The following is a 24,096-nucleotide window of genomic DNA, read 5'->3' as shown; positions in this document are numbered from 1 at the left end:
GGCAGCCGGACGTGAATGCTCGGGCGAGGGGGCGTGATGAAGGGCCTGGGTGCGCTCGAGAGCCAGGTGATGGCGGTGCTGTGGGACAGTTCCGACGCGCTGTCGGTGCATGATCTGGTCGAGCGGCTGGACAGCGACGATCGGACTCCCGCCTACACCACGGTGTTGACGGTGGTGACGCATCTGTGGGAGAAGCGCTGGGTTCAGCGGGAGAAGATCGGCCGGTCCTATCGTTACCGGCCCACCCGAACCAGAGCCGAGGCGACCACGGATCTGCTGCGCGAAATCCTCGACGCCAGTCCCGATTCCTCCGCGGTGCTGTTGCACCTGGTGAGCACCGCCAGCGAGCGCGAGGTCGAGGCGCTGCGCCGCGGCCTCGCCGACGGACCATGATCCTCATCACGGCGCTCCTGGCCGCGGGTATCGCGTTGGCGGTGCTCGTTCCCGCAGCGCTCGCGCGCATCGATTTCACCGCTGCCCCGGCCGTCGGGATGACGGCGTGGTTGGGTGCGGTCGCCGCCACCATCGGGTGCGGCGTGCTGGCATTGGTGGCGTTGGCCTGGCCGGGTGATCCGCCGGGCAATCTGTCCGCGGGCAGGTGGGTGGCGAGCTTGGCCGCGGTCGAGCCCGCGGTCGTCACCATGACGGCGGGGCTGATCATGCCGGTCGCGGTGATCGGCATGATCGTGCCGACCGGGCAGCTGGCGCGAACCGTTGTCGGGCACCGGGGGCGCACGGCGGCGCTGCGTCGCAGGCACCGGGAGTTGGTGGAGATCGTGGGCCGCGTCGATGCCGTCGGCGGGAAGCTGGTGCGGCTCGAGCACTCGGTTCCGCTGGCCTACAGCGTCGCGGGGCGCGGCGGCTTCGTCGTGGTCACCGACGGTCTGGAGCGCTGTCTCACCGACACGCAGTGGCGTGCCGTGCTCGCGCACGAACACGCGCATCTACGCGGGTTCCACCACCACATCGTCGGCGCCTGTCAGGTTCTCGCCCAAGCTTTTTCGTGGATTCCGCTGTTCGCTGCCGCCCCGGCCGCGATGACCACCCTTGTCGAGTTCGCCGCCGACCGCGCGGCCGCGACCTCGACCGACCCCCGCGCTCTCTCGGCCGCGCTGCACACGGTTGCCGCGCACGGCGCGACCACGCCGACGTCACCGCTGCGTTTGGTCGACGAATCACTGGCGATGCGGCTGAAGTGCTTGGGGGCCGCGCCGGAGTCCCGTTCGGCGGCACGCCGGACGGCGACGGCGATGCTGTTCGTGACGATGTTGCTCGCGCCCGTCGCGTCGGTCGTCGTGGTCGGGCTGAGCGCGGCGATGGTGCTGCTCGTGGTCTGAGAACCGCACGAAAAACTATGTTCCATAGTATTTTGACCGAAAGGGCGTGCGTCAACAGTGCGCGTCAAATGTGAAACAGTTCTAGGTCAGAAATGGGAACCCTTGTATCCGAACATCTTTCGCTTGTCAGCAGCGGCCATCCTGGCGGTCGCGGGGCTCGCCGTGCCCGGCTGCTCGGGGTGGGCGACCGCGGCCCCGGATCAGACTCGCTATTCGCTGGTCGACGGCTGCTTCCGGATCACCACTCCCGCCGGACCGCTGGTTCCGGCGTCGGGGCCCTATCGGATGCGCGCGACAGCACTCGGCGAATATCTCCTCTACGGGCGCAATCGTGAGGTGCTGGAAGCATCGGCGGGGTCGATCGCCCCCGCGAAGAATCCGTCACCCGCCGCGGTGTGGAAGGTAGATGGTTCCGGCGCAGGCGGTTTCACTCTCACCAATGCCGCGTCGACGACCAGCACGCCCGCCGACTTCGTCGCCGATACCGGTTGCGCGGACTTCCCCGAGGCCCGAACCGGTGCGGTGGGAACGCCGGGCCCCAGCGTCGGCGCGGACGGCGCGATCGTGGGCGCCATAGACGCGCACGCGCATGTGACCGCCTATGAGTTCATGGGCGGAAACTTCCACTGCGGACGCCCATGGCATCCCTATGGGGTGACTTCCGCCCTGCCCGATTGCGCGCAATATCGCACCGGCACCAACGGTCTGGTCGCCGACTTCCTCGACTACGGTGAACCGTTCCACGGCGCCGATACCCGTGGCTGGCCCACCTTCCGGGACTGGCCCAAGCCCTCCGTGCTCACCGCGGAAGGCACCTACTGGACCAGCATCGAGCGCTCGTGGAAGGCGGGGCTGCGAGTGATGACGGTCGACCTGGTCGACAACGAGTCGCTGTGCACCATGCTGACCGACCGCCGAAACCCTTGCGACGATATGGCTTCCGTACGTCTGCAGGCGAACAGCCTGCGCGGACTGCAGGACTACATCGATGCTCAGGCCGGTGGGCCCGGACAAGGCTTCTTTCGGATCGTCACCGAACCGGGCGAAGCGCGCCGGGTCGCCGCGTCGGGCAAACTCGCCGTCGTTCTCGGGATGGAGCTGTCCGACCCGATGGGATGCGGAGTCTTTCTCGGACAACCCGAGTGCGGCCGCGCCGATGTCGACCGCTGGCTGACCGAGCTCAGGAGCATCGGAGTCAGCAGCTTCTTCCCCGTCCACAAATTCGACAACGCCTTCGGCGGCACGAAGATGGACCACGACGTCACCGGCCTGCTGGTGAACGCGGGCAACTTCATGCAAACCGGCACGTTCTGGAACGTGCAGCCGTGCTCCGGCGCCGAACAGGACAGCACTCAGATCTCGGTGCCCATCGCCGGCCATATCAATCAATTCCTCGCGAATCTCACCGGGCCGCTACTCGGTGGCGCACCGTTGCCGCTGTACCCGGCGGGGTCGCATTGCAATGCCCGCGGTCTGACCGAGTTGGGCGCGTACCTGATCAACCGGATGATCGACCACGGCTTCCTCATCGAAGTCGATCATCTGAGCGAAGCCACCGCGGACGAAGTCATGTCCATCATCGAAAAGCGTGACTACGCGGGCGTGCTGTCCTCGCACGGCTGGGACTCGACCCGCACCACCGAACGCGTCTATGCCGCAGGCGGTTTCGTGACTCCCTACGCTGGTGGCCCAGCCGGTTTCGTGAATGCCTGGCGCGAAGCCAAGGCCGCGCCTCGGCCGAACAGCGATTTCGGCTTCGGCTTCGGCTCGGATATGAACGGCATCGCCGGCCAGGGCGCGGCGCTGGGAGCCGATGTCGTGCGGTATCCGTTCGTCTCGCACGACGGTCAGGTGACCTTCGACCGGGAGCAGTGGGGCGAGCGAACGTTCGACATCAATACCGACGGCACCGCGACCTACGGGACCTACGCCGACTGGCTCGAAGCAGTCCGTATCCTCGGCGGCCCCGAGATCATGACCGACGTCTTCCACGGCGCCGAGGTGTACCTGCGGCTGTGGGATCAGGTCAGACGGTAGTTGTGCGGACCTTGCTGACCGCCAGGGCCGCGTGCGGCCGGACGTTTCCGGATGCGGGGTGGTGGAGGCGGTCGAGTTCGGCGAATCCGGCTGCGCGCAGGGTCGCGGACAGGTGGTCGGTCGGCCAGCGGTAGGCCGTGGTCACCTTGTGCGGGAAGGGTTCGACCAGGTCGGTGGATTCGAAGAAGCCGACCACCAGTCGGCCGCCCGGCGTGAGCACCCGGTGGAATTCCGCGAGCACGGCGGGAAGTTCGGTGGGGTCCATGTGGATGAGGGAGAACCACGCGAGGATGCCGGGGACGGACTCGGTGGGGGCGTCGAGCGCTCGCAGCGAGCCGAGTTCGAACGTGATGTTCGGATAGGCCGATCTGGCGTGGGCGATGAATTCTGGGACGAGGTCCACACCGGTGGTGGGGATGCCCGCGTCGGTGAGGAATTTGGTGAAGTGACCGGGTCCACAGCCCAGGTCGAGGACCGGGCCTGGGGAAAGGTGGGTGCCGGCGAAGGCGGTGTCCTCGGGGTCGAGGTCGGTGGGCGAGCCGAAGGATTCGATGTAGAGGTTGTGGATGGCGGTGTAGGCGGCTTGGACGGTGTTGTCGGGCACCCGGTCGACGGTAGTCACTGGACAGGGCATGCCCTGTCTCGTCCATCGTTTGTGATGGCAAGACCCGGGTAGTCGAATGTAGGGAGCCGTTTTCCCAGTCGTAGACACGAAGGGATCGACGATGCCGATCAAGCCTGTTCGACGCATTGCTCGCGCGCTGCTGGGGACCACATTCGTGGCCGCCGGAGTGAACGGGTTGATGAATCAGAAGCCCCGCGCCGCCGCCGCGAACGCGCTGGCCGACAAGGGCAGGACCGGTCTGCCCGACGCACTGGCCGCGCGGGTGCCCGACGATCCGAGTCAATTCGTGCGAATCAACTCCGCGGCGCAGGTGGTCGGTGGCTTGTTGCTGGCCAGTGGACGGGCACCGCGACCCGCGGCCCTCGTGCTCGCCGCGACCGTGGTGCCGGGGACCGTCACCGAGCAGGACTTCTGGGCCGAGAGCGACCCGGACCGCAAGGCCGCGAAGCGGGTGGGGTTCTTGAAGGACCTCGGGTTGCTCGGCGGGCTGATGATCGCCGCTGCCGACACCGAGGGTAAGCCGTCGCTCGGCTGGCGGGCGCGTCGGGCGTTCTCGCGGGAGGAGCCCCGCATCGCGGCCGAAGGCGCCGCCATCGCCGCCGCGGCCAAGGTTCGTGGCGCGCATCTCGCCGAGGTGGCCCACGAGCAGGGCGCGCATCTGGCGGAGGTCGCGAACGAGCGCGGCGCCGCGCTGGCCGAGATCGCCCGCGAACGGGGGCCGCAGCTGGCCGACGCGGTGCGCAACCACAGTGCCCACCTGGTGGAGGTCGCCAAGGACCGTGGTCCCGAGGTGGCCGAGGCTGTGCGAACCCGCGGTGCGCACCTGGTCGATGTGGCGAAAGACCGGGGTCCCGAGGTGGCCGAGGCCGCGCGCACCCGCGGCGCTCAGATTGCCGAGGTCGCCAAGGAAAAGGGGCCGGAGCTGGCCGAAGCCGCGCGCGAACGAGGCACGATTCTGGTCGAGACGGCCCGCGAACGCGGCTCGGAATTGGCCGCCGCGGCACGGGAGCGTGAGGAGATCGCAGCTCCCGCACGCCGGTGGTCGAGGCGATAGATGAACCCGCGCCGGGGATCTGCCACTGAGAAGGTGGCGGACCCCGGCGTCGTTGTGTTCCGCCGTGGCACGGCGGCTACCTGACCGGGGTCGAGCAGACGTCAGCTGCCAACCGTCCGGTCTGTACGTGAATGCCCCGATAATCGTGGTCTGGCGCTGTCACCTGCTGTGGCGCACCATAAAGCCGGGGTCGGGCTCACCGACGAACTCACCGTGCGAACCGAACATCGGGGCAATCCCGGCGATTCAGGTTTGGCGGTGAGTTCTGGTGTGAATACTGGGCATTCGCAATGCTTTTCGACAGAGTGGGATTCATCTGATGTTGTCCGGTCGTGAAACGTCCAAGCTGTACGCCGTTCGAGCCGCGGCGGTAGGGGCGGCGGTGACCATCGGCCTGCTCGGTTCGGCGGGAACCGCTGCCGCACTTCCGGGTTCGGGCTCGGCGTCGGGCTCGGCCAGCGGATCCGCGAACTCGGCGACAGGGTCGGCGGCCGCGTCGGCGTCGATCGATCCGGCGGTCGCGTCCTATCTCACCTGGCAGTCGGCGCAGTTCATTCACAACACCCTGCGCGTCCTGCTGTCGATCCCGATGCGCAACATCTAGTTCCAGGCCTTTTCCCAGCGCTCGGCCGCCCAGTCACGCACCTCGCCGCTGAGCAGAATCGCGGGTAGCAGTAGCGCGAAGCCGATCAGCAGGATCGCCAGCCGCGCCCACACGCTCAGTTCACCGAGGGCGCGCAGCAGCGCGGGCAGGATGCAGATCACGGCGAGCGCGACGAGGGCGATCGCCGCGAGCTTGTGTCCTGGCCCGGCGATCAGCGCGGCGCAGGTGCCGAAGCACAGGCCGAGGACCAGGCCGCCGACGCCGACGAAGTAGTTGTCCCAGGAAAGCCAGCTCGGGCGGGTAGACCGGTGAGTGACCACGCCGCGCAGCTTAGCGCCATCAGCTATCGCTGCGCGGCGGTCTGGGCCACGGGTTTTCCTCCAGCTGCTCGACCGACCGATTGAATTTGCGCATCAGTCTGCTGAGGTCGGCGACATCGTCGACGTCCCAGTCGGCGACGACTTTGCCGATGTCGCTGCTGCGGTGTCGCCGATCGGCTTCGAGCGCGGCCTTGCCGTCGGCCGTGGTCTTGATCTTGCGGGCGACGCCGCCGTCGGGATCGGGGACCCGTTGCACCAGTTCCTGTTTCAGCATCGCGCCGACCTGGCGGTTGATGGTGGAGATATCGAGCTGGAACGACTCCGACAGCTCGCGCAGGCTCAGCGGTTCACCGAGATCGAGCCTGGTCAGGATCAGGAACGCCGATCGGTCGAGGAGGAAACCGGGTCGCCTGCGGGTGGTCGTGGGAAAGTGCCGAGAGATCAGGTTCAACTCGAACACCAGGCGGGTGAACGGGGTGTCGTCGGCGGCGCCGGAATCGGACATGTGCCAACTATGTCGCGTGAGTGACCCCCGACACAAATTGTGTACCATGCACACCCTGTGTAGCGTGCATATTTGTGTCTGTAACTGCCGCCGACGTCACGCCGGCCCTCCCCGAAGCCCGCCGCCCGGCCCCGGCCGTGCTGATCGCGGTGCTCAGTACGGTCGGCATCGTCGTCTCTCTCATGCAGACGCTGGTCATCCCGATCATTCCGACGCTGCCCACCTTGCTGAACACCTCGGCCTCCAACGCCTCCTGGGTGGTCACCGCCACTCTGCTGGCGGGTGCGGTCTCGACGCCGATCGCCGGACGGCTCGGCGATATGTTCGGCAAGCGGCGAATCCTCGTCATCAATCTCGGCTTCATGATCGTCGGCTCGGTGGTCTGCGCGGTGTCGAGCTCGCTGCTGCCCGAGGTGCTCGGCCGGTCGCTGCAGGGCGTCGCGGTGGGTGCGATCCCGCTGGGGATCAGCATCATGCGCGACGAGCTCGCGCCCGAGAAGGTCGGCGGCGCGATGGCGGTGATGAGCGCGACCCTCGGTGTCGGTGGCGCCGTCGGCCTGCCGTTCTCGGCGCTGATCGCGCAGAACACGGACTGGCACATGCTGTTCTGGACCGCGGCCGGGCTCGGCGTGGTGTGCGCGGTGCTGGTTTTCGTGTTCGTGCCGGAGTCGCCGGTGCGCACGCCCGCGCGCTTCGATTTCGGTGGTGCGATCGGGCTGTCGATCGCCCTGCTCGCGCTGCTGATCGGCATCACCAAGGGCGCCGACTGGGGCTGGGCGAGTGGTTCGATCCTCGCGCTGTTCGGTCTGTCGCTGGTGAGCTTCCTCGGTTGGGGCGCCTATGAACTGCGCCGGTCCGCACCGCTGGTCGACCTGCGCGTGTCGGCTCGTCCGCGCGTGCTGTTCACCAATATGGCCTCGATCGCGGTCGGCTTCTCGCTCTACGGCATGTCGCTGACATTCCCGCAGCTGCTCATGGCCCCGGAGCAGACCGGCTACGGGTTCGGGCTGTCGATGGTGGTCGCCGGCCTGGCGATGGCGCCGACCGGTCTGGTGATGATGCTGCTCTCGCCGGTATCGGCGCGGCTGTCGGCGAAGAAGGGCCCGAAGTTCACGCTGGCGCTCGGCTCGGCCGTGATCGCGCTCGGCTACCTGTGCGCGGTCGTCATGATGGACACCGTGTGGCAGATCGTGCTCTCGGCGCTCATCGTCGCGGGCGGTGTCGGCCTGGCATTCGCGGCCATGCCCGCACTGATCATGGGCGCGGTTCCGCTGAGCGAGACCGCCGCGGCCAACGGCCTCAACTCGCTGATGCGTTCCGTCGGTACCTCGACCTCGGCGGCGGTGATGGGCGTGGTGCTCGCGCACATGACCATGCACCTCGGCCCGCACATGGTGCCGACCCGGTCTGCGTTCCACACCGCGTTCTTCATCGCGATGGCGGGTGCGGTCGCCGCCATCGCCTTGACCCTGTGCATTCCCATGGGGAAGAAGAAGTCCGACTGAGTCAGTCCGCGGCCGGCGAGTACACCACCAGCGACCAGTCCCGACGCGGTACCAGGGACGCGCCGAGGGAGTGCACCGCCATCGAGATCGGCGCGCCGGTGTGCGGATCGCGCAGTTGCACAACCGGTCCGTCGGGTCCGGGCGCGGCCGACGGGTCGGTGGTCCAGAATTTCTCCCATTCGGAAGCCTGCGCACAGGTTTCGACGATCTCGGCGATCCGCGCCCGCGACGCCAATCCCGGGCCCATCACGCGAAACGCGTAGACGCACAGGTGAACCTGCTGCTCCCAGTCGACCAGCGCGGTCCTGGCGCGCGGGTCGAGCAACATCCACTCGAGCATCGACTCGCCCGTGACCAGGCCGGGAAAGACGAGTCGCCACGCGGCGTTGGTGGCCAGGATCTCGAAGACCGGATGCAGTTGCAGGCTGGCCGGATGGCTGATCCCGTCGATCAGGACCTGGTCGGCCGGTCGGACGAGCGAGGGCGTGGAGTCGTAGCGGTGGGCCACCGACAGTGAGATCAGATGGTCGCGAAACACCTCGGGCACGTCGAGCGCGTCGAACAGCGCGGTCAGCGCCTCCAGTGTCGGTGTGCGCGTGCCCTGTTCGATCTTCTGGATGAGCGCGGGCGAGATGCCCGCCGTCTCGCCGAGCGCCGCCCTGGTCAGGCCCGACGATTCGCGGCGTTCGCGGAGGTATCGCGAGATCGACGCGTTCGGGTCTTCCACAATGCACTCCCGGTTCGGTCATAGGTACAAATTGGGACAGTCGTCTAGCTTGACCGAGGGTAAAGGTTTCGAAAAAATCATGTCAGCCGAGCGGGGCAGCGCGTGGCTACCCGACCGTCGCACACAGGCTGATCATCGGCCTCTGTGCTGGTCGGGCCAGTGTGTTCCGAAGCGGAAAGTGTTCGACACCACCCCTGCGCGGACTCGAGGTCGCCGGAGGGGACGGCGCGCACCCGTGAGCGCGCGCCGAGCGCGATCGCCGGGCTGATACCCGGGTGGCGCAGGGGTCCACCCGGTGGTCGCCCGTCCGCTTCGGAAAACACCCGCGATCGGGAACCGAACGCCCTCGCGATTCGTCCAATAGGTCAGAAGGACGAATGAGAGTGGGGGGCGATGACGCAGATTCACGCCGAACGATCCGGTCGACGCACGCCCTGGATCGTCGGAATCTCCGGAATGTTGGCCGCGGCGACCGTGGTAATCGTCGGACTTGTGTGGTGGCAGCACGATGGGGGAGATCAGTTCCCCGCGCTCGACAGCGAACGTCTCGACGAGCAGCAGGTCGTGCTCGTCGACGTGTTGCGCCGCGAGTACGAGCAGCCCGGCGACGGCCCGAAGTACGCCGAGGGCATCAAGGAGGCGTGGTGCGCCGACTTCGTCAGCTGGACGATGCGCGAGGCGGGCAGGCCGCTGGCCAACCCGAACTCCGGTTCCTGGCGGATCCCCGGCGTGTACACGCTGCAGGAGTACTACCAGCAGGTCGGCCGATTCACCCGCGCCGACGTGGGCTATCGCCCGCGCACCGGTGACGTGGTCCTCTACGGGCCCGGCAGTCCGCTCGGCCAGCACACCAACATCGTGTTGAAGGCCGAGGGCGACACGATCACCACCATCGGCGGCAACGAAATGGGCGGGGTTCGGGTCCGAACCATCACACCCGCCGAAACCGCCGATCTGGTCGGTTACGGGCGATTCTGAAATCGATTGGCGCTCAAGACAACTGCGATGATCCTGGACGGCGGTACCACGCCGATACCCGTACCATGGAACTCGCGGCGCCCGGCAGCGCCGTCGCCGGCTCCTCCGTCCTGCTTCCCCCTCATCGGCAGGACGGGGGAGTTGTGCCACCAACAGCGGGTTCGCTGACGTCACGTACCGTGTTCGATGTGCGTGTGAAGGTGGACGAGCAGCCACGTCGTGAGCCGATGTGGATCGAGTACGCCGATTTCGGCGAACGATTCGTCACCTACGCGGTGACCGAGGAGCGCATCACCGCCGCGGTATCGGGGATGACCGGGCGTGGCGTGAAGATCGGTCCGTTCTCCCTCGGCCCCGCCGGGCTGGCCGGTTTCGTCGCCGAGGGCACCCTGGGAACCCCTGCCGTCACCCGTACTCCCGGTGACGCGCTGAGCTTCGGCGTGAAGGTCCCGCTGACCCTGGCCGTGAAACTGGTTCTCGGTGGACGCAAACTGCGCCTGGCCGCCGTGGTCGAGATCGGGCTGACGCTGCACGCCCGCACCGCCGCCCCGCTGCTGGTCGTGATCGATGTCGCCCCGGTGACGGCCAAGGACGTCAGCTTCACGTTGCGCGCCGAGGCCATCGACGGTGCGTGGGAGATGCTGCTCGACCCGATCGCGGGCCTGGTGCAGCGCGAGGTCGCCAGTCGGGTCAACGCCATCGTCGGCGATCCGAAGGTGCGCTCGGAGCGGGTCTTCGATATCGAGGCGATTCTGGACGGCTACCGCTCACCGCATCGCAACGACACCGTCTTCGAATGGATCGACTACCGCGAATTCGGTCTGCGCTTCTTCACCACCATCGTCACCAGGGACCGCGTGCACGGCGTGGTCGCACAGTTGGCGGGCAACGAGATCGAGGTGGGACCGCTGGCCGAGGGCCCACGCGGCGCGGCCACGGTGACCGTGCGCGGTGCGATCGAGCAGCCGCGCGTGATCGATCGTGGCCTCGGCGAGCCGGGCGAGCTGCGGATCTTCGATATGACGCTGCCGGTCGGGCTCGACATCACCGTCGACGTCCTCAAAGCCAATCACTACCGCGCCGACCTCGAGATTCCGCTGGTCCTCACGGCCAGGGCCGCCGAGCCGTTGCAGATCGTGATCGAGGTGCCGCCGCCCGCGCTCGAGGACATCTCGATGGAGTTCACCGCGAAGGGCCTGCGCGCGGCGACCCTGGCCCGGCTGGCCGGGATCAAGAAGCAGGTCGTCGCGCAGGTCGTCGCGGTGGTGAGCACCGAACTGGCCGATCCGACCGGCCGCACCATCGATGTGGGCGCGGCGATCGACGGCGCGACCTGAGTCGTGTGACTCGTGGGGTGAATGTTGCCGTTGGTTCTGGTGGTTCCCCTGGGGTTGTGGTGCAATGAATCGCACGTTCCAGACTCCCGGCGTGCGATTTTCGGGGAAGGCGCGCCGGGATCGCTTGCCGGTTGAAGGTCGGGTTTGCGCGAAGGAGTCCTGCGATGCGTTCTGTTCCGGTGAATCGGCGGAAGTTCTTCGGCGTGGCCGCCGCCGCGGCCACGATCGGCGCAGGCCTCGCCGCCGCCCCCGCCCGCGCCCAATCCTTCGGCACCATGGTCGACTACGCTGCGGGGGTTCCCTCCGCCGCGTCGATCGCCGCCGAAGGCCATATCGGCGTCATCCGGTATGTCTCCGAGCGAAGGCCCGGCGCGGAGTGGATGGAAGGTAAGCCGCTGCTCGCCGCCGAGGTCGAAGACCTGTGGGCCAACGGCCTGTCGATCGTGTCGAACTATCAGTTCGGCAAGGGCCCGACGGCCGACTGGCGCGGCGGCCTCGAAGCGGGCAAGGAACACGCCGAGCGCGGCTGGGCCATCCACGTCGCCGCGGGCGGACCCGACACCGCGCCGATCTACGCCTCCATCGACGACAACCCGTCGCAAGAAGACTTCGACGAGATGATCGCGCCCTATATCGAGGGTTGGCAGTCGGTGCTCGGACCCGAACTCGTCGGCATCTACGCCAACGCGCCGACCATCGACCGCGCACTCGACGCGGGCCTCGGTTCCTGGTTCTGGCAACACAACTGGGGCACCGAGCGAGGTTTCGTACACGACTCCGCGCACCTGCACCAATTCGAGATCGACAAGCGCTCGATCGACGGCGTCGGCGTCGATCTGAACCGGGTGCTGGCCGAGGACTACGGCCAGTGGTGAATCAGGTCTGACAGTGGCACGTCGACCCGTGACGCAGGTCGGGCTCGTCGTCGGGCATCACGCACAGCGGTGTCGTGGTGTCGGGTGCGGAATGGTTCCCGAGCCAGGACAGCAGCGACCAGCGTGACAGCCCCGACAGCGCCGAACCCACGCTGACGAACGAGCCCGACGAGATCGCCGACCCGAACGACCCGATCGAGCCGATGGACAGCACCGACCCGACGCTGCCGATGGACAGCACCGAATAGGCCGATCCGATCGACAGGATCGACCCCTCGGATCGGTAGGAGAGAATCGAGCGGCTGCTGCGAGTGGTCGCCATCGTCTCGGTCTACCACATCGCGATGCCCGCGGGAACAGCTGAAAACAACTGAGCCCGATTCGCTCTCGAGGAACGAACCGGGCTCAGTGGATGCGCTACCTAGACGGTGAAGAAGCCGAGGGTCGGCATGAACGTGCAGGTGCGCGGTGCGGCGCCCTCGGCGGCGGTGGTGAGCGAACCCGAGATCACCGCGACGACGCGGCCGTGGCCGGTGTTCGCGACGGCCGACAGGGTGGCCGGACCGCCGGGGTTGATCTTGGCCTCGTCGGTCAGCGTCTGGATCGCGGACTGACGGGTGTCGAGGTTGAGCCACTGCACCGTCATCGGCGGGTTCTGCTCACCGGTCGGCGCCTTGGTGCCGAGCGCGGTGAACACGAAACCGGCCTGCCCGGCGGCGGGGCCGGGCGGGGGCAGCTGCGCCGGACCGGGGACCGCGAGCGCGGTGCCGACCGAATCGGCGCCGTCGCCGATGCAGCCCTTGCCGATCGTCGGGTACAGGAACTGCGCGATGGCCGGGCCGTCCTGCGGGAGTTCGGGACCGCCGCCGCCGCTGCCATCGAGGAAGGTGATGATCCGCTCGAGGGTGGCCTTGATGGCGGGCGGCAGGTTCAGCGTTGCCAGCAGTGCGCGCGCCTGATCGAGCAGGGCGGTCTGTGGGCTGGCGACGTCGGCCGGGCCTGCTACCAGGCCGGCCACGGCGGGGGCGAAGGCGGCTAGCGCGTCGACCGGAACGCCCTCCGGCACCATCGGGACGCTGATCGGCGCCGCCTGTGGGGCGGGCGCGGGCGCGGCGATGGTCGATGCGGGCGCGGCCAGCATGGCACCGGCAGCGATGGCGAGAGCGGTCGTTGCGATCCGCGATCCTCGGCTACGAAGCACTTGTCTAGCCGTCCTTACCTCGGGTTTGCGATGGGCGAGGGTTGTCGACCCCAACATGTCGGGGGTCACTCTAAGGACAACGCTGCCGTGTTGTACAGCCGCCGGGCCCTGAGCGGATCACCGGCCGAAACCATGCTCATCGACGCTAGCCCTGACTGGCGTTACACCTGGGGATGTTGATGCAAATGTTACCCATGGTGTCGTCGCGGCCGGTGCGCGCGGGGGTCGATCGACGCCCGGTTAAAGTAGCGGAGCACCGTGAAACGGCGCCCGGCGCCACCCATCCGACCGAAAGCCTGGCTTTGAACAGACACCTCCGATGGGCTCTCGCGCTGCTCGGACTGTCCGTGCTCGCCCGGTTGGCCTGGATGCTCTTCGCCCCGAACGGGCTCAATGTCGTCGATCTGCACGTCTACGTGGACGGGTCGGCGTCGCTGCTCACCGATCGGCTCTACGACTTCACCTACTCGGAGGTGACGCCGGACTTCCCGCTGCCGTTCACCTATCCGCCGTTCGCCGCGCTGGTGTTCTTCCCGCTGCACTATCTGCCGTTCACCCTCGTGGCGGTCGGCTGGATGCTGGCCACGGTCGCCGCGCTCTACGGGGTGATCCGGATCAGCTTCGAGCTGCTCCTCGGCGCGGAGAAGGCGAAGCGGACGCCGTGGATCACCGCGGCCGTCGGCTGGACGGCGCTCGGCGTGTGGCTCGAGCCGGTGCGAACCACGATCGACTACGGCCAGGTGAATGTGTTCCTGGTGCTCGGCGCGATGCTGGCTGTGCGCAGTGCGCGCTGGTGGATCTCGGGCACCCTCGTCGGCGTGATCGCGGGCATCAAGCTGACCCCAGCCATCACCGGCCTGTATTTCGTGGCGCGGCGGCGCTGGGCGACGGTGCTGTGGTCGGCGGCGGCCTTCGGGCTGACGGTCGCTGTGAGTTTTCTCATCAATGCCCACGAGGCGAAACGCTATTTCGGCACCCTGCTCGGCGACGCCGACCGGATCGGCCCGGTGGGCTCGGTGTGGAACCAGTCGCTGCGCGGTGCGCTGAGCCGCATCCTCGGCTACGACGTGCAGTCCGGGCCGTGGTGGCTGGCCGCCGTCGTGGTCACGACGGTGCTGGCGTTCTGCGCGTGGCGGACCCTCGGCCCCGACGACCGGCTCGGCACCCTGGTGCTGGTGCAGCTGTTCGGGCTGATGATCTCGCCGATCTCCTGGTCACACCACTGGGTGTGGCTGATCCCGACGGTGCTGTGGCTGCTCTACGGGCCGCTGCGGGCCGAGCGCGTCGCGCGGATCATCGCCGGGTTCTGGGTGCTGACGATGCTGGTCGGCGTGCCGTGGGTGCTCTCGTTCGCGCAGCCGACGATCTGGACCATCCCGCGCCCGTGGCCGTTGGCCTGGCTCGGCGCGGTGGATGCGATCGGCGTGTTCGTGCTGTTCGGCTGGCTGATCTGGCGTGGCCGCGACAGCCTGCGCGCACAACTCCCCGGCCGTCGCACGGCCGAGGTGCCCGCGAGCTGACGCTTGTCAGTCGACGAGATCGTCGATGGTGTGCGCCATCGCCGTATCGAGCGCGGTGAGCCCACCGGCCGAATGCGTACTCAGCGTGAAACGCAGTGTGCGCCAACGGATATCGATATCCGGATGATGATCGGCCGCTTCGGCCGCGGTAGCGACCTTGCGAACCGTCTCGATGCCGGCGAGAAAACTCGGTGCCTGCACCGTGCGGGTGATCGCGTCACCCTCGCGTGACCACTCCGGAAGAGTGGCCAGCGCGATGGTGAGTTCGGGGGCGGAGAGCAACGGGGTACTCATACCTCGGTTGTACCCCTCCGCCTACTTGGCGCGCGCCAACTTCAAGGCCTTTTTGAGATCTTTACCGCTTGTTCCGGCGGCCTCGGCCTTCTTCATTCGCATGATGACGACGGGGCATTTGAAGCAGCGCGTCTTCTTCCTGCAGCACTTTTTCTTCGGCTTCAGGCTCGAGACCTTCTTCGCCTTCACCTTGCCCATGGGAGTTAGCGTAGCCTAAGTACAAAGCCTGACACGAGACTGTCACCGGGGTACCGGTAGGCTGTAACAGGCCGCGATGCCAGATGAATGCGCGCCAAATACCCCAACAGCAGGAGGATCCAGGCGTGTCGTCTTCACGCGATTTTCGCAACGTCGCCATCGTGGCCCACGTCGACCACGGCAAGACGACGCTGGTTGACGCCATGCTTCGTCAGTCGGGCGCGTTCGCTGAGCGAGCCGAACTGGTCGACCGCGTCATGGACTCCGGTGATCTCGAGCGCGAGAAGGGCATCACCATTCTCGCGAAGAACACCGCCGTCCATCGCCATAACCCCGACGGTTCTCTCACCGTCATCAACGTGATCGACACCCCCGGCCACGCCGACTTCGGTGGCGAGGTCGAACGCGGCCTGTCCATGGTCGACGGTGTCGTGCTGCTCGTCGACGCGTCCGAGGGCCCGCTGCCCCAGACCCGTTTCGTACTGCGCAAGGCCCTCGCGGCCAAGCTGCCGGTCATCCTGGTCGTGAACAAGACCGACCGTCCCGACGCCCGCATCGCCGAGGTCGTCTCCGAGTCGCACGACTTGCTGCTCGACCTGGCCTCCGACCTCGACGACGAGGCCGCCGAAGCCGCCGAGCTGGCGCTCGACCTGCCGGTCCTCTATGCCTCGGGCCGTGAGGGCAAGGCCTCGAAGGTGGAGCCGGAAAACGGTTCCGCTCCCGACGCCGAGAACCTCGACGCCCTGTTCGAGGTGCTGATGGACTACATCCCGGCACCGAAGAGCAACAAGGACGCGCCGCTGCAGGCCCACGTCACCAACCTCGACGCGTCGGCATTCCTCGGTCGTCTGGCCCTGGTCCGCATCTACGCCGGTGAGCTGCGCAAGGGTCAGAACGTCACCTGGATCAACGCCGACGGCGCCAAGACGGTCAAGATCACCGAGCTGCTGCAGACGATCGGTGTGGAGCGTCAGCCCGGCGAGGTCGCCGAGGCGGGCGACATCGTCGCCATCGCCGGTATCCCCGACATCATGATCGGCGACACCCTCGCCGATCCGGAGAACCCGATCGCGCTGCCGCGCATCACCGTCGACGAGCCCGCCATCTCGGTGGTCATCGGCACCAACACCTCGCCCCTGGTCGGCCGGGTGCAGGGCCACAAGCTCACCGCCCGCATGCTCAAGTCGCGCCTTGATGCCGAGCTCATCGGCAACGTGTCGCTGCGCGTGCTCGACATCGGCCGTCCCGACGCCTGGGAGGTGCAGGGTCGTGGTGAGCTGGCGCTGGCCATCCTGGTCGAGCAGATGCGTCGTGAGGGCTTCGAGCTGACCGTCGGCAAGCCGCAGGTGGTCACCAGGCAGGTCGACGGCAAGACCCACGAGCCGTTCGAAGAGCTGACCATCGACTGCCCCGACGAGTACCTCGGCGCGATCACTCAGCTGCTGGCCGCTCGTAAGGGCAAGATGGTGCAGATGAGCAACCACGCCGCCGGCTGGGTGCGCATGGAGTTCATCGTCCCCTCGCGTGGCCTGATCGGCTTCCGCACCGTGTTCCTCACCGAAACCCGCGGCACCGGCATCGCCAACGCCGTCGCCCACGGTTACGCGCCGTGGGCCGGTGAGATCCGCGCCCGCCACACCGGTTCGCTGGTCTCCGACCGCGCGGGCACCGTCACCCCGTTCGCGATGATCCAGCTGGCCGACCGTGGTCAGTTCTTCGTCGAGCCGGGCGCCGACACCTACGAGGGCATGGTCGTGGGTATCAACCCGCGCGCCGAGGATCTCGATATCAACGTGACCCGCGAGAAGAAGCTGACCAACATGCGCAGCGCCAACGCGGACACCTTCGAGACCATGGCCAAGCCGTTGCAGCTCGATCTCGAGCTGGCGATGGAGTTCTGCACCGAAGACGAGTGCGTGGAGGTCACCCCCGAGGTGGTTCGCGTGCGCAAGCTCGTCCTCGGCGCCAACGAGCGGGCCCGCGACCTGTCGCGTCGCAAGGCTCGCGACAAGGCCGCCGCGAACTGAACTAAGGCGTAACGAGAATGGGGCGGTGCTTCGGCACCGCCCCATTCTTGGTTTCGGCCCGCCTCGGTCTGGACTGACCGGAGGGTGCGACGAAGGAGTGCCCGGAGGGAGGGAAGACCGAGGTTACGAGGGCCGAAACCCGCGGCGCCAGCCGCTATTAGATGGAGGTAGAGTGCGCAAGGTGAGTTCGGGGCGGCACGCAGGGTGGCGTGCGATAGTGCTGGCGATGATCGCCTCGACGGCGGTCGTGGCCGGTTGCACGGCGAATCCGCCACCGCCGATCGAGTCGTCCGACTCTCCCAAGACCACCCAGGTCAAGCCGGGTAAGAACACCGTGGTCGTCGCGATCGACGACATCGGGATCGGGTTCAATCCGCATCTGCGCTCGGATCAGTCGCCGGTGACCAGCGCGGTGAGTTCGATGGTGCTGCCGAGCCCGTTCCGTGCCGCGCCGAGTCCCGTGCATCCGGGTCTGGTCGAGTGGGTGCCCGATACCTCGCTGATCGTGTCGGCCGATGTGACAGCGCAGGAGCCGTTCACCATCACCTACACCCTGCGCAACCAGGCCAATTGGTCCGACGGTGCGCCGATCGCGGCCGAGGACTTCCGATTCCTCTGGCAGCAGATGATCAGCCAGCCCGGCGTGGTCGATCCGGCCGGCTACCGGCTCATCTCGGATGTGGCGTCCTCGGGTGGCGGCAAAACGGTCACGGTGACCATGGCGCAGCCGTATCCCGCCTGGCGTGAACTGTTCTCGAACCTGCTGCCCTCGCACCTGGTGAAGGACTCCCCGGGTGGGTTCACCAGCGGCCTGGTCGACAAGATTCCGGTCTCGGGCGGCAATTTCACCATCAAATCGGTCGATCGCGGGCGCGACGAGATCCTGCTCGAACGCAACGACCGTTTCTGGGGCACCCCGGCTTCGCCGGATCAGATCCAGTTCCGTCGTGGCGGCACGCCCTCGCAGCTGGCCGAATCGCTGCGCACCGGAGACGCGCAGATGGCGCTCGTGCACGGCGGCGTGGCGACCCAGGCGCAACTGGCCGCGATCCCGTCGGTGCGCACCACGATCATGCCGCAGGCCCGTGAAATGCAACTCGCGCTCAACGGCCGCTCCGGTGACCTCGCCGATGTCCGGGTCCGCAAGGCGGTGCTCGCGCTGCTCGACCCCGCCCTGTTGGCGACCGTCGGCGCGCAGACCGGCGGCTGGGTGGAACCCGCACGCGCACAAGTACTTTCGCCGTCGAGCCCCGGCTACGTGCCCACCGCGCCGCCGCGGATGACCGCCGAGGAAGCGTTCGCGCTGCTGGCCGAGGCCGGTTACGGCCGTGCGCCGGAGACGCCGCAGACCGGTTCGCCCACCTCGCCCGCGCCGCGCCCGCGCTCGGTGGCGCGCAACGGCAAGGGGCTGTCGGTGCGGATCGGCGCGGTCACCGAGGACGCGTCGGCGCTGGCTGTCGCCAATACCGCCGCCGACCAATTGCGCAGTGCCGGAATCGATGCCACCGTGCGCGGCCTGCCCGCCGACGAGCTGTACGGCAAGGACCTCACCGAATCCTCGATCGACGCCATCGTCGGCTGGGAGCTGGCAGGCGGCGACCCGGCCACCGCGCTGGCCTCGCGCTACGGCTGCCCGCCGGTCGTACCGGCAGGCGCCGAAGGTCCCGCGCTGGCCGCGGCGGAGGCCTATCGCCAGGCGCCGAGCAATATCGGCGGGGTGTGCGACCCCGCCCTGCAGCCCTCGATCGACGAAGCCCTGCGCGGGTTCGATGTGCCGCGCATCCTGGCCGAATCCGAGCCTCGGCTCTGGGAACTGTCGACCGTGCTGCCGATCGTGCAGGACAACGTCGTCGCGGCGGCCGGTCCGCGCGTCGACGGTGTGTCGCTGTCGGGCGCGATCCAGGTCGGCATCTTCGGTGATACGGCACAGTGGCGGAGGATCCCATGACCGATACCGGCGGACTGCTGCTGGTCCACGCACATCCTGATGACGAAACCCTCACTACGGGTGGCACGATCGCGCACTACCGCAGGCGGGGCGTCCCGGTGACCGTGGTGACCTGCACGCTCGGCGAGGAGGGTGAGGTCATCGGCGACCAGTGGTCTCGCTTGATCGCCACTGAAGCCGACCAGCTCGGCGGTTACCGCATCGGCGAGCTCACCGCCGCGCTGTCGGCTCTCGGCGTGACCGAGCCGCGGTTCCTCGGCGGCCCCGGTCGCTGGCGCGATTCCGGCATGGCCGGTACGCCGTCGGCGGCGAACCCGCGGGCCTTCGTGCATTCCGGTGACGCCGCAGTCGACGAACTCGTCGCGGTGATCCTCGAACTGCGGCCGCGCGTGGTGGTCACCTACGATCCGCGCGGCGGCTACGGCCATCCCGACCACATCCGCGCGCACGAGATCACCACCGCGGCCGTCGCGGCGGCCGCCGAGCAGGGCTGGGATGTCCCCAAGTTCTACTGGACCGTCACCGACGCCGACCTGCTGCGCCAGCACACCGCCGCGCTGGCCCGCCGCACCGTCGACGAGCTGCCGGGCGCGCTGCCCGCGGGCTGGCGTCTGCCGGTCGAGGCCGAGCTCGCCGCCATGTCGACGAGCGGGGTGAGCACCGTCGTCGACGTCTCCGATGTGGTCTCGGCCAAGCGCGCCGCCATGCGCGCACACGCCACCCAGGTCACCGTCGCGCCGAGCGGCCGGGAATTCGCTCTGTCGAACAACATCGCGCTGCCGGTACTGCCCGAAGAGCACTTCACTTTGGTACGCGGCACTCGCGGCGAGGTGGGCGCCGATGGATTCGAACACGACCTGTTCGCCGGTCTCGATTGAGCGGCTGGCCACACGATCGCCATCGCCGGTCGCGGTTGTCTGCTGACCGATCGGCGATTCTCCAGGGCGCGCGCGACACGGCGGGCGGGTGCGGCCGAATAGACTCGGGCCCATGGTGACCGATCGCGATCAGCCCACCGCCGTGCTGCGGTCCTCGCGCCTTCCCGGCGTAGCGGATCCGTTGATCGCGGGACTCATCGTCGTGCTGCTGTTCCTCGACGCGCTGATCACCCTGGCCGTCGAAGTGCTGTTCCTGCCCACCTATATCGGCTCGTTCGCCTTTCCGGTGGTGGCTTTGCTCGCCGCACCGATCAACATCGCCCTGGTCTACGGCATGGAATCGGTGACCGACCGGGTCGGCTTCACCTTCGCCCCGATCGTGGTGTGGGTCTTCGGGTTTCTGGTCTGCGCCTCGCGCGGGCCCGGCGGCGACATCATGCTCGGCAGCGACTGGCGCACCCTGCTGTTGTTCGCCTGCGGTGTGCTCGCCCCCGCGGGCTACCTGTACTACCGCTCGAACGTCATTCGGTAGATTTCGGCCGCTGCCACGGCCATTGCCCGGTCAGTTCGAGTTCGAGCGAGTAGCTGAGGAACGTCCGCACCAGCACGATCAACGCGAGCACGCCGACGCTGGTGAACGTCGGTGAGATGGCTACCGTGCGGATGATGTCGGCCGCCACCAGGAATTCCAGTCCGAGCAGGATCGCCCGGCCGAGCCCGCGCCGATAGGTGTTGTAGGCGCGCTCGAACTCCTTGTGCTCTGCCAACTGCCGCAGGAACCGGACCGTGCCGATGAACCCGCCGATGACGATGGCCGCGACCCCGGCCCCGTCGAGCACCTGGCCCGCGGTCTCGATAACCTCGGTGAACTGCACGAATCACCCCTAGCGTCAACGGCACGGCGATCGAACCGAACGCTACGCCGTGTCGGCGTCGCCTGCGCCGCTATCGGGCGTGGCGGGTCTGCGCGCCGTCCAGGATCAGGTCGATGGCCTGGGTGAACCGGCTGAGCACCCCGTCGGCGGACTCCTCGACGACCTGCGGGCGCTGCTCGACATAGCGCCGGTGCAGGCGCGGATACTGCTGCGACGCGGCCTCGCTCGCCACCATCACCCGGTCCACCCACTGCTGGGTCGACAGGCCGCTGCGCGCGATCGTCATCGTCATCGCGGCCTCGTTGCCGCACGAGCCGACAACGAACTGGAAGATCGCGTCGGTCGCGATATCGACCACCTCGTCGTCGAAGCCCCCGGCTTCCACGATGGCGACCATCGAGTCGGTCAGCCGCATCATGTTGGGCCCGAGATAGGTCAGCGCCGCGCTGCTCAGCACCACGGTGATCCACGGATGGGCCAGGATCGTCGCGCGCAGGCCGTCGGCCTGCTCGTGCATCACCGCTCGCCAGCGCTCGGGATCGGGCGTCGGTGTCGGCACCTCACCGATGACCTGGTCGACGACGAGTTCGAGCAGTTCGTCCTTGTTCGCCACGTGGGTGTACAGCGAGGTCGCACCCGCGCCGAGGCGGGCACCGAGCTTGCGCATGCTCAACGCGTCGAAGCCGTCGGCGTCGAGCAGGGCGATGGCCTCGGCGACGATCTGGTCGCGGGTCAGTGTGGGTTCGTCGCGCCGTTCGCGCGCGGGCCTGGTCCACACCGAGGTGATCTCCGTCGAGCCGGTGCTCTCCATCCGCTGCCTCCTCGGGTTCTCCGACTTCGCCGATCGGCACAGCATAGTCCCCGGTTGAACACTGTTCGGCGTGACCGCACAATGTGCGGAGAGCGCGGAAAAGCTCGTCGCCGGGCTTAAAAACGCCTGTGGGCGAATCCGAATTGGCGAAGGAGCCGGTGAACGCCTAGGCTGTCGACGCGGAATGGCCGGGAGTCCAAGGGCGCCCGGCCATTTCAGCGTTTACCGAGTCGGCCCGGGGTCACTGCCTCGATCAGGTCGGCGGCCTGAACGATCGGGATGTCGACCACCGAGTAGGACTTCTTGCCCGCCGCGGTGGCCGCGACGACAGTGGCGAGTCCCGCGCGGCGCTGCCAGAAGGACTGCCGCACAGTCCATCCGATGATGCCGGGAGCTTCGAGACAGTCCCGATTGCGATCGAGGCTGCCGCTGCGGGTGATCAGCCAGGTCGGGCCGGTGGTGCCGGGGAGCACGCGGTGGCCCAAGCCGCGGTAGCGGTCCTCGGCGAGCAGGGCCATGACGACGGCGAGCACCACCGGGAAGGGCCAGGTCCACACCGGTGGATGCCCACCCGCGAGCGTGATGGCGAGCAGGACGACGGCGACGATGCCGACGGGCCACGCGGCGCGGGTGTAGCGGCGACGATGTGCGGCGGCTCCGTGCCGTCGTAGCTCGACGGTGCCGAGGGCGGAACCGGTGATCGGTTGCGGTGCGGGCGAATCCGTGAGTACGGCTGTCGAAGAGACTTTGTCGAGGGAGGTCGCGACCGGGCGTTCGCTGTCGTCGCGGGCTGCCAAGGCCGAGTCCGGTTCCTGGGCGGTCGACGCGTCGGCGTGCGGGTGTCGGCGGGTGCGGAGTAGTTCGTCGAGGGTGCGTTCGACGGCGGCGCGTGGGGCCTGGGGAAGGATCTTCTGCCGGGGGTTCTCACCGGTCATGATCATTTCGAGCTGAGCGGCGTCGGCGGCGCGCAGCAGGAGCGGTTCGTTGAGCGTGGCGCCGCGGAAGCGGGCCAGGTCCAGGGTGATCTGGCGAGTGGTGAACAGGCCGTGGCGCAGGTGCAGAGTGGCGCCGTTGTCGAGCACACGCAGGCCGAACCAGGTGGCGAGGTAGTGGGCGCACCCGGCCAGGCTCACCAGCAGCACCGTCAGCAGGGTCAACCCGGTGATGACGATGACGACGATCATCGCGGTGTCGTCGTCGAGATCTTGCACGACAGCACTTTTCGACAGCACGTCGATGAGTCCGTACTGCGCGCCGATTCCCGCGATCGGCGCGACGACGGCCAGCCCGGTCAACGACAACGGTGCGTACCGCACCCACGCCGCCTGCCAGTGCCCGATCTCCACCCCGGAGTCGGTGAGGGCATCGTGGTGCGAAACATGCGGCGCCCCGGCGGCCTCGCTGTGCCCGGGTGTCTGTCGACCGGTGTGCGCGAGTAATTCGGCCCGCAACGCCGGGATCTGACTGGTGTCGAGCGCGTCGAGCTTGAATTCCTCGCCCTTGTCGGTCTGCTTGCCGGTTCCGATGGCCAGTACCGCCAGCCCGAGCACCCGGTGCAGCAGATCGGCTTCCACATCCACCGATCGAATGCGCGAGCGAGGCACCGACAGCGTGCGGCGCTGCACGATTCCGCTGCGCAACTGCACGTGATCGGCATCGATCCGATACGCGGTGGTGAACCACCGCGCGATGCCGAACGCCGCGACGAGCGTGACCGGAATCAAACTCCACAGCGGATTGCCGCTGGTGGTGCCGACGATGATCGAACCGAGCAGCACCGGAATGTATTTCATGACCTCGTTGACCGGATACACCAGCAGCATGCGCGGATCGAGGCGCTGCCAGTCGGTCTCGGTGCGCGCGGGTGCGGTCATGTCGCGTCGCCGCGGTGCTGTGCGGCGATGGCGGTCAGCCGCAGCACCGTCTCCTCGGCGACCGGCAGGTCGAGCGCGCTGATCTTCACCGCGCCCGCCGACGACGCGGTGGTGACGGTGACAGTCGCCAGCCCGAGGATCCGTTCCAGCGGCCCACGCTCGGTATCGACGGTCTGTACCCGCGAGATCGGCGCGACCCGCGATTCCTGAGCCAGCCACCCCACCCGCGTGTACACGGCGTCATCGGTGACCTCCCAGCGATGCACCGCGTATCGCCACACCGGAATCACCACAACGGCCACCACCGCGAGCGCCACGGTCGCCAGCCCGGCCAGCACCTGCCAGCCACGATGGTCCTCGTCCAACACCGCCCACACCACGAGTACCACGAACAGCACCACCACCCCGATCGCGTTCTCCAACGCCCACAGCAGCTTGGCCTCGGAACTCGGACGCCAGGCCGGTTCGGCCAGGATGGTGGAGCGTGGCAGCGACATGCTGCCCATGGTTCCATGCGCGTGCGACGAGTTCACCCCGTCGGGAATACGCGCGGTCACGGGGGAGGT

The 24,096-nt window shown here is 67.9% G+C and carries 26 protein-coding genes; 14 read left to right on the top strand and 12 right to left on the bottom strand.

Annotated features, from left to right (window positions below):
• Nucleotides 1-36: 36 nt before the first annotated feature.
• The 3 genes from OHS03_RS23235 (at nt 37) to OHS03_RS23225 (ending at nt 3,374) form a co-directional block, all read left to right on the top strand.
• The gene (locus tag OHS03_RS23235) at nt 37-393 is read left to right on the top strand and encodes a BlaI/MecI/CopY family transcriptional regulator (RefSeq protein ID WP_056813521.1); all 357 of its coding nucleotides are present in this window, start codon (nt 37-39) and stop codon (nt 391-393) included.
• The gene (locus OHS03_RS23230; RefSeq protein ID WP_328656989.1) at nt 390-1,337 is read left to right on the top strand and encodes a M56 family metallopeptidase; all 948 of its coding nucleotides are present in this window, start codon (nt 390-392) and stop codon (nt 1,335-1,337) included. Before OHS03_RS23235 ends, OHS03_RS23230 begins: the two co-directional genes overlap by 4 nt.
• Nucleotides 1,338-1,460: 123 nt before the next feature.
• A complete protein-coding gene (locus tag OHS03_RS23225) occupies nt 1,461-3,374 on the top strand; it encodes a peptidase (protein ID WP_328656988.1) in 1,914 nt (637 codons plus the stop codon).
• Here OHS03_RS23225 and OHS03_RS23220 read toward each other — a convergent pair.
• Nucleotides 3,364-3,978, bottom strand: coding sequence for a class I SAM-dependent methyltransferase (locus OHS03_RS23220; protein WP_255284773.1), 615 nt, complete (start codon nt 3,976-3,978; stop codon nt 3,364-3,366). The genes OHS03_RS23225 and OHS03_RS23220 overlap by 11 nt on opposite strands.
• Nucleotides 3,979-4,099: 121 nt before the next feature.
• On the opposite strand from OHS03_RS23220, the gene OHS03_RS23215 reads away from it, so the two are divergent.
• A complete protein-coding gene (locus OHS03_RS23215) occupies nt 4,100-5,053 on the top strand; it encodes a DoxX family protein (protein ID WP_063816336.1) in 954 nt (317 codons plus the stop codon).
• A 319-nt stretch (nt 5,054-5,372) separates the two neighbouring features.
• Complete coding sequence (locus OHS03_RS23210) at nt 5,373-5,657, top strand: hypothetical protein (protein WP_056813505.1); 285 nt, start codon at nt 5,373-5,375, stop codon at nt 5,655-5,657.
• On the opposite strand, the gene OHS03_RS23205 is transcribed toward OHS03_RS23210, so the two are convergent.
• Together OHS03_RS23205 and OHS03_RS23200 are read right to left on the bottom strand one after the other, a co-directional pair.
• On the bottom strand, nt 5,654-5,977 hold the full coding sequence (locus OHS03_RS23205; protein WP_328656987.1) for a hypothetical protein: 324 nt from the start codon (nt 5,975-5,977) through the stop codon (nt 5,654-5,656). The two genes, OHS03_RS23210 and OHS03_RS23205, sit on opposite strands and share 4 nt — an antisense overlap.
• Before the next feature lie 19 nt (nt 5,978-5,996).
• Nucleotides 5,997-6,482: a MarR family winged helix-turn-helix transcriptional regulator gene (locus OHS03_RS23200; protein ID WP_056813499.1), complete on the bottom strand. Its 486-nt coding sequence runs from the start codon at nt 6,480-6,482 to the stop codon at nt 5,997-5,999.
• Nucleotides 6,483-6,556: 74 nt separating this feature from the next.
• Between OHS03_RS23200 and OHS03_RS23195 the strand changes: the two genes are divergently transcribed.
• Nucleotides 6,557-7,987: an MFS transporter gene (locus OHS03_RS23195; RefSeq protein ID WP_407942407.1), complete on the top strand. Its 1,431-nt coding sequence runs from the start codon at nt 6,557-6,559 to the stop codon at nt 7,985-7,987.
• A gap of 1 nt (nt 7,988) precedes the next feature.
• Here the strand turns inward: OHS03_RS23195 and OHS03_RS23190 are convergent, their stop codons facing one another.
• A complete protein-coding gene (locus OHS03_RS23190; RefSeq protein WP_328656986.1) occupies nt 7,989-8,714 on the bottom strand; it encodes a helix-turn-helix domain-containing protein in 726 nt (241 codons plus the stop codon).
• A gap of 393 nt (nt 8,715-9,107) precedes the next feature.
• Between OHS03_RS23190 and OHS03_RS23185 the strand changes: the two genes are divergently transcribed.
• The 3 genes from OHS03_RS23185 (at nt 9,108) to OHS03_RS23175 (ending at nt 11,904) form a co-directional block, all read left to right on the top strand.
• Nucleotides 9,108-9,692: a CHAP domain-containing protein gene (locus OHS03_RS23185; protein ID WP_328656985.1), complete on the top strand. Its 585-nt coding sequence runs from the start codon at nt 9,108-9,110 to the stop codon at nt 9,690-9,692.
• A 188-nt stretch (nt 9,693-9,880) separates the two neighbouring features.
• Complete coding sequence (locus OHS03_RS23180; RefSeq protein ID WP_328656983.1) at nt 9,881-11,029, top strand: hypothetical protein; 1,149 nt, start codon at nt 9,881-9,883, stop codon at nt 11,027-11,029.
• Between the two features lie 164 nt (nt 11,030-11,193).
• Nucleotides 11,194-11,904: a DUF1906 domain-containing protein gene (locus OHS03_RS23175; protein WP_328656982.1), complete on the top strand. Its 711-nt coding sequence runs from the start codon at nt 11,194-11,196 to the stop codon at nt 11,902-11,904.
• A gap of 1 nt (nt 11,905) precedes the next feature.
• Here OHS03_RS23175 and OHS03_RS23170 read toward each other — a convergent pair whose 3' ends face one another.
• Together OHS03_RS23170 and OHS03_RS23165 are read right to left on the bottom strand one after the other, a co-directional pair.
• Entirely contained in the window at nt 11,906-12,226 is a 321-nt protein-coding gene (locus OHS03_RS23170) for a hypothetical protein (protein ID WP_328656980.1), read from the bottom strand.
• 99 nt (nt 12,227-12,325) lie between these two features.
• Nucleotides 12,326-13,105, bottom strand: a complete 780-nt coding sequence (locus OHS03_RS23165; RefSeq protein ID WP_328656978.1) for an Rv1157c family protein — start codon at nt 13,103-13,105, stop codon at nt 12,326-12,328.
• Between the two features lie 194 nt (nt 13,106-13,299).
• Between OHS03_RS23165 and OHS03_RS23160 the strand changes: the two genes are divergently transcribed.
• Nucleotides 13,300-14,625 carry a mannosyltransferase gene (locus tag OHS03_RS23160; RefSeq protein WP_407942406.1) on the top strand — a complete coding sequence of 442 codons (1,326 nt, stop codon included), beginning with the start codon at nt 13,300-13,302 and terminating at the stop codon, nt 14,623-14,625.
• Between the two features lie 6 nt (nt 14,626-14,631).
• Here the strand turns inward: OHS03_RS23160 and OHS03_RS23155 are convergent, their stop codons facing one another.
• Entirely contained in the window at nt 14,632-14,919 is a 288-nt protein-coding gene (locus tag OHS03_RS23155) for a 4a-hydroxytetrahydrobiopterin dehydratase (protein ID WP_056813475.1), read from the bottom strand.
• A gap of 21 nt (nt 14,920-14,940) precedes the next feature.
• Nucleotides 14,941-15,117, bottom strand: coding sequence for a hypothetical protein (locus tag OHS03_RS23150; protein ID WP_165610273.1), 177 nt, complete (start codon nt 15,115-15,117; stop codon nt 14,941-14,943).
• 125 nt (nt 15,118-15,242) lie between these two features.
• On the opposite strand from OHS03_RS23150, the gene typA reads away from it, so the two are divergent.
• The 4 genes from typA (at nt 15,243) to OHS03_RS23130 (ending at nt 20,502) form a co-directional block, all read left to right on the top strand.
• Nucleotides 15,243-17,144 carry a translational GTPase TypA gene (gene typA / locus OHS03_RS23145; protein WP_235569368.1) on the top strand — a complete coding sequence of 634 codons (1,902 nt, stop codon included), beginning with the start codon at nt 15,243-15,245 and terminating at the stop codon, nt 17,142-17,144.
• A 226-nt stretch (nt 17,145-17,370) separates the two neighbouring features.
• Nucleotides 17,371-19,092, top strand: a complete 1,722-nt coding sequence (locus tag OHS03_RS23140; RefSeq protein WP_328656977.1) for an ABC transporter family substrate-binding protein — start codon at nt 17,371-17,373, stop codon at nt 19,090-19,092.
• Nucleotides 19,089-19,970, top strand: a complete 882-nt coding sequence (gene mshB, locus OHS03_RS23135; RefSeq protein WP_328656975.1) for an N-acetyl-1-D-myo-inositol-2-amino-2-deoxy-alpha-D-glucopyranoside deacetylase — start codon at nt 19,089-19,091, stop codon at nt 19,968-19,970. The genes OHS03_RS23140 and mshB overlap by 4 nt, the downstream gene beginning before the upstream one ends.
• Nucleotides 19,971-20,082: 112 nt before the next feature.
• On the top strand, nt 20,083-20,502 hold the full coding sequence (locus OHS03_RS23130) for a hypothetical protein (protein ID WP_328656973.1): 420 nt from the start codon (nt 20,083-20,085) through the stop codon (nt 20,500-20,502).
• On the opposite strand, the gene OHS03_RS23125 is transcribed toward OHS03_RS23130, so the two are convergent.
• The 4 genes from OHS03_RS23125 to OHS03_RS23110 all read right to left on the bottom strand — a co-directional run bounded on the left by OHS03_RS23125 (nt 20,492) and on the right by OHS03_RS23110 (nt 24,027).
• Nucleotides 20,492-20,845 carry a DUF1622 domain-containing protein gene (locus OHS03_RS23125; protein WP_056813463.1) on the bottom strand — a complete coding sequence of 118 codons (354 nt, stop codon included), beginning with the start codon at nt 20,843-20,845 and terminating at the stop codon, nt 20,492-20,494. The two genes, OHS03_RS23130 and OHS03_RS23125, sit on opposite strands and share 11 nt — an antisense overlap.
• Nucleotides 20,846-20,915: 70 nt before the next feature.
• Nucleotides 20,916-21,656, bottom strand: coding sequence for a TetR/AcrR family transcriptional regulator (locus OHS03_RS23120; RefSeq protein WP_328656971.1), 741 nt, complete (start codon nt 21,654-21,656; stop codon nt 20,916-20,918).
• Between the two features lie 215 nt (nt 21,657-21,871).
• Nucleotides 21,872-23,530, bottom strand: coding sequence for a PH domain-containing protein (locus OHS03_RS23115; protein ID WP_328656969.1), 1,659 nt, complete (start codon nt 23,528-23,530; stop codon nt 21,872-21,874).
• Nucleotides 23,527-24,027, bottom strand: a complete 501-nt coding sequence (locus tag OHS03_RS23110; protein WP_328664372.1) for a PH domain-containing protein — start codon at nt 24,025-24,027, stop codon at nt 23,527-23,529. Before OHS03_RS23110 ends, OHS03_RS23115 begins: the two co-directional genes overlap by 4 nt.
• Between the last annotated feature and the right edge of the window lie 69 nt (nt 24,028-24,096).

This window comes from Nocardia salmonicida (genome assembly GCF_036142455.1).
GTDB lineage: Bacteria > Actinomycetota > Actinomycetes > Mycobacteriales > Mycobacteriaceae > Nocardia > Nocardia salmonicida.
The sequence above is the reverse complement of the archived record's forward strand: the minus strand, read 5'-3'. Positions and strand labels throughout refer to the sequence as shown.

What these genes read in the sequence shown, in the direction of transcription:
- OHS03_RS23235 (WP_056813521.1), top strand. Translation starts at nt 37, where the DNA reads ATGAAGGGCCTGGGTGCGCTCGAGAGCCAGGTGATGGCGGTGCTGTGG.
- OHS03_RS23230 (WP_328656989.1), top strand. Translation starts at nt 390, where the DNA reads ATGATCCTCATCACGGCGCTCCTGGCCGCGGGTATCGCGTTGGCGGTG.
- OHS03_RS23215 (WP_063816336.1), top strand. Translation starts at nt 4,100, where the DNA reads ATGCCGATCAAGCCTGTTCGACGCATTGCTCGCGCGCTGCTGGGGACC.
- OHS03_RS23210 (WP_056813505.1), top strand. Translation starts at nt 5,373, where the DNA reads ATGTTGTCCGGTCGTGAAACGTCCAAGCTGTACGCCGTTCGAGCCGCG.
- OHS03_RS23200 (WP_056813499.1), bottom strand. Translation starts at nt 6,482, where the DNA reads ATGTCCGATTCCGGCGCCGCCGACGACACCCCGTTCACCCGCCTGGTG.
- OHS03_RS23185 (WP_328656985.1), top strand. Translation starts at nt 9,108, where the DNA reads ATGACGCAGATTCACGCCGAACGATCCGGTCGACGCACGCCCTGGATC.
- OHS03_RS23175 (WP_328656982.1), top strand. Translation starts at nt 11,194, where the DNA reads ATGCGTTCTGTTCCGGTGAATCGGCGGAAGTTCTTCGGCGTGGCCGCC.
- OHS03_RS23170 (WP_328656980.1), bottom strand. Translation starts at nt 12,226, where the DNA reads ATGGCGACCACTCGCAGCAGCCGCTCGATTCTCTCCTACCGATCCGAG.
- OHS03_RS23160 (WP_407942406.1), top strand. Translation starts at nt 13,300, where the DNA reads ATGGTGTCGTCGCGGCCGGTGCGCGCGGGGGTCGATCGACGCCCGGTT.
- OHS03_RS23155 (WP_056813475.1), bottom strand. Translation starts at nt 14,919, where the DNA reads ATGAGTACCCCGTTGCTCTCCGCCCCCGAACTCACCATCGCGCTGGCC.
- OHS03_RS23150 (WP_165610273.1), bottom strand. Translation starts at nt 15,117, where the DNA reads ATGGGCAAGGTGAAGGCGAAGAAGGTCTCGAGCCTGAAGCCGAAGAAA.
- OHS03_RS23140 (WP_328656977.1), top strand. Translation starts at nt 17,371, where the DNA reads ATGATCGCCTCGACGGCGGTCGTGGCCGGTTGCACGGCGAATCCGCCA.
- mshB (WP_328656975.1), top strand. Translation starts at nt 19,089, where the DNA reads ATGACCGATACCGGCGGACTGCTGCTGGTCCACGCACATCCTGATGAC.
- OHS03_RS23130 (WP_328656973.1), top strand. Translation starts at nt 20,083, where the DNA reads ATGGTGACCGATCGCGATCAGCCCACCGCCGTGCTGCGGTCCTCGCGC.
- OHS03_RS23120 (WP_328656971.1), bottom strand. Translation starts at nt 21,656, where the DNA reads ATGGAGAGCACCGGCTCGACGGAGATCACCTCGGTGTGGACCAGGCCC.
- OHS03_RS23115 (WP_328656969.1), bottom strand. Translation starts at nt 23,530, where the DNA reads ATGACCGCACCCGCGCGCACCGAGACCGACTGGCAGCGCCTCGATCCG.
- OHS03_RS23110 (WP_328664372.1), bottom strand. Translation starts at nt 24,027, where the DNA reads ATGTCGCTGCCACGCTCCACCATCCTGGCCGAACCGGCCTGGCGTCCG.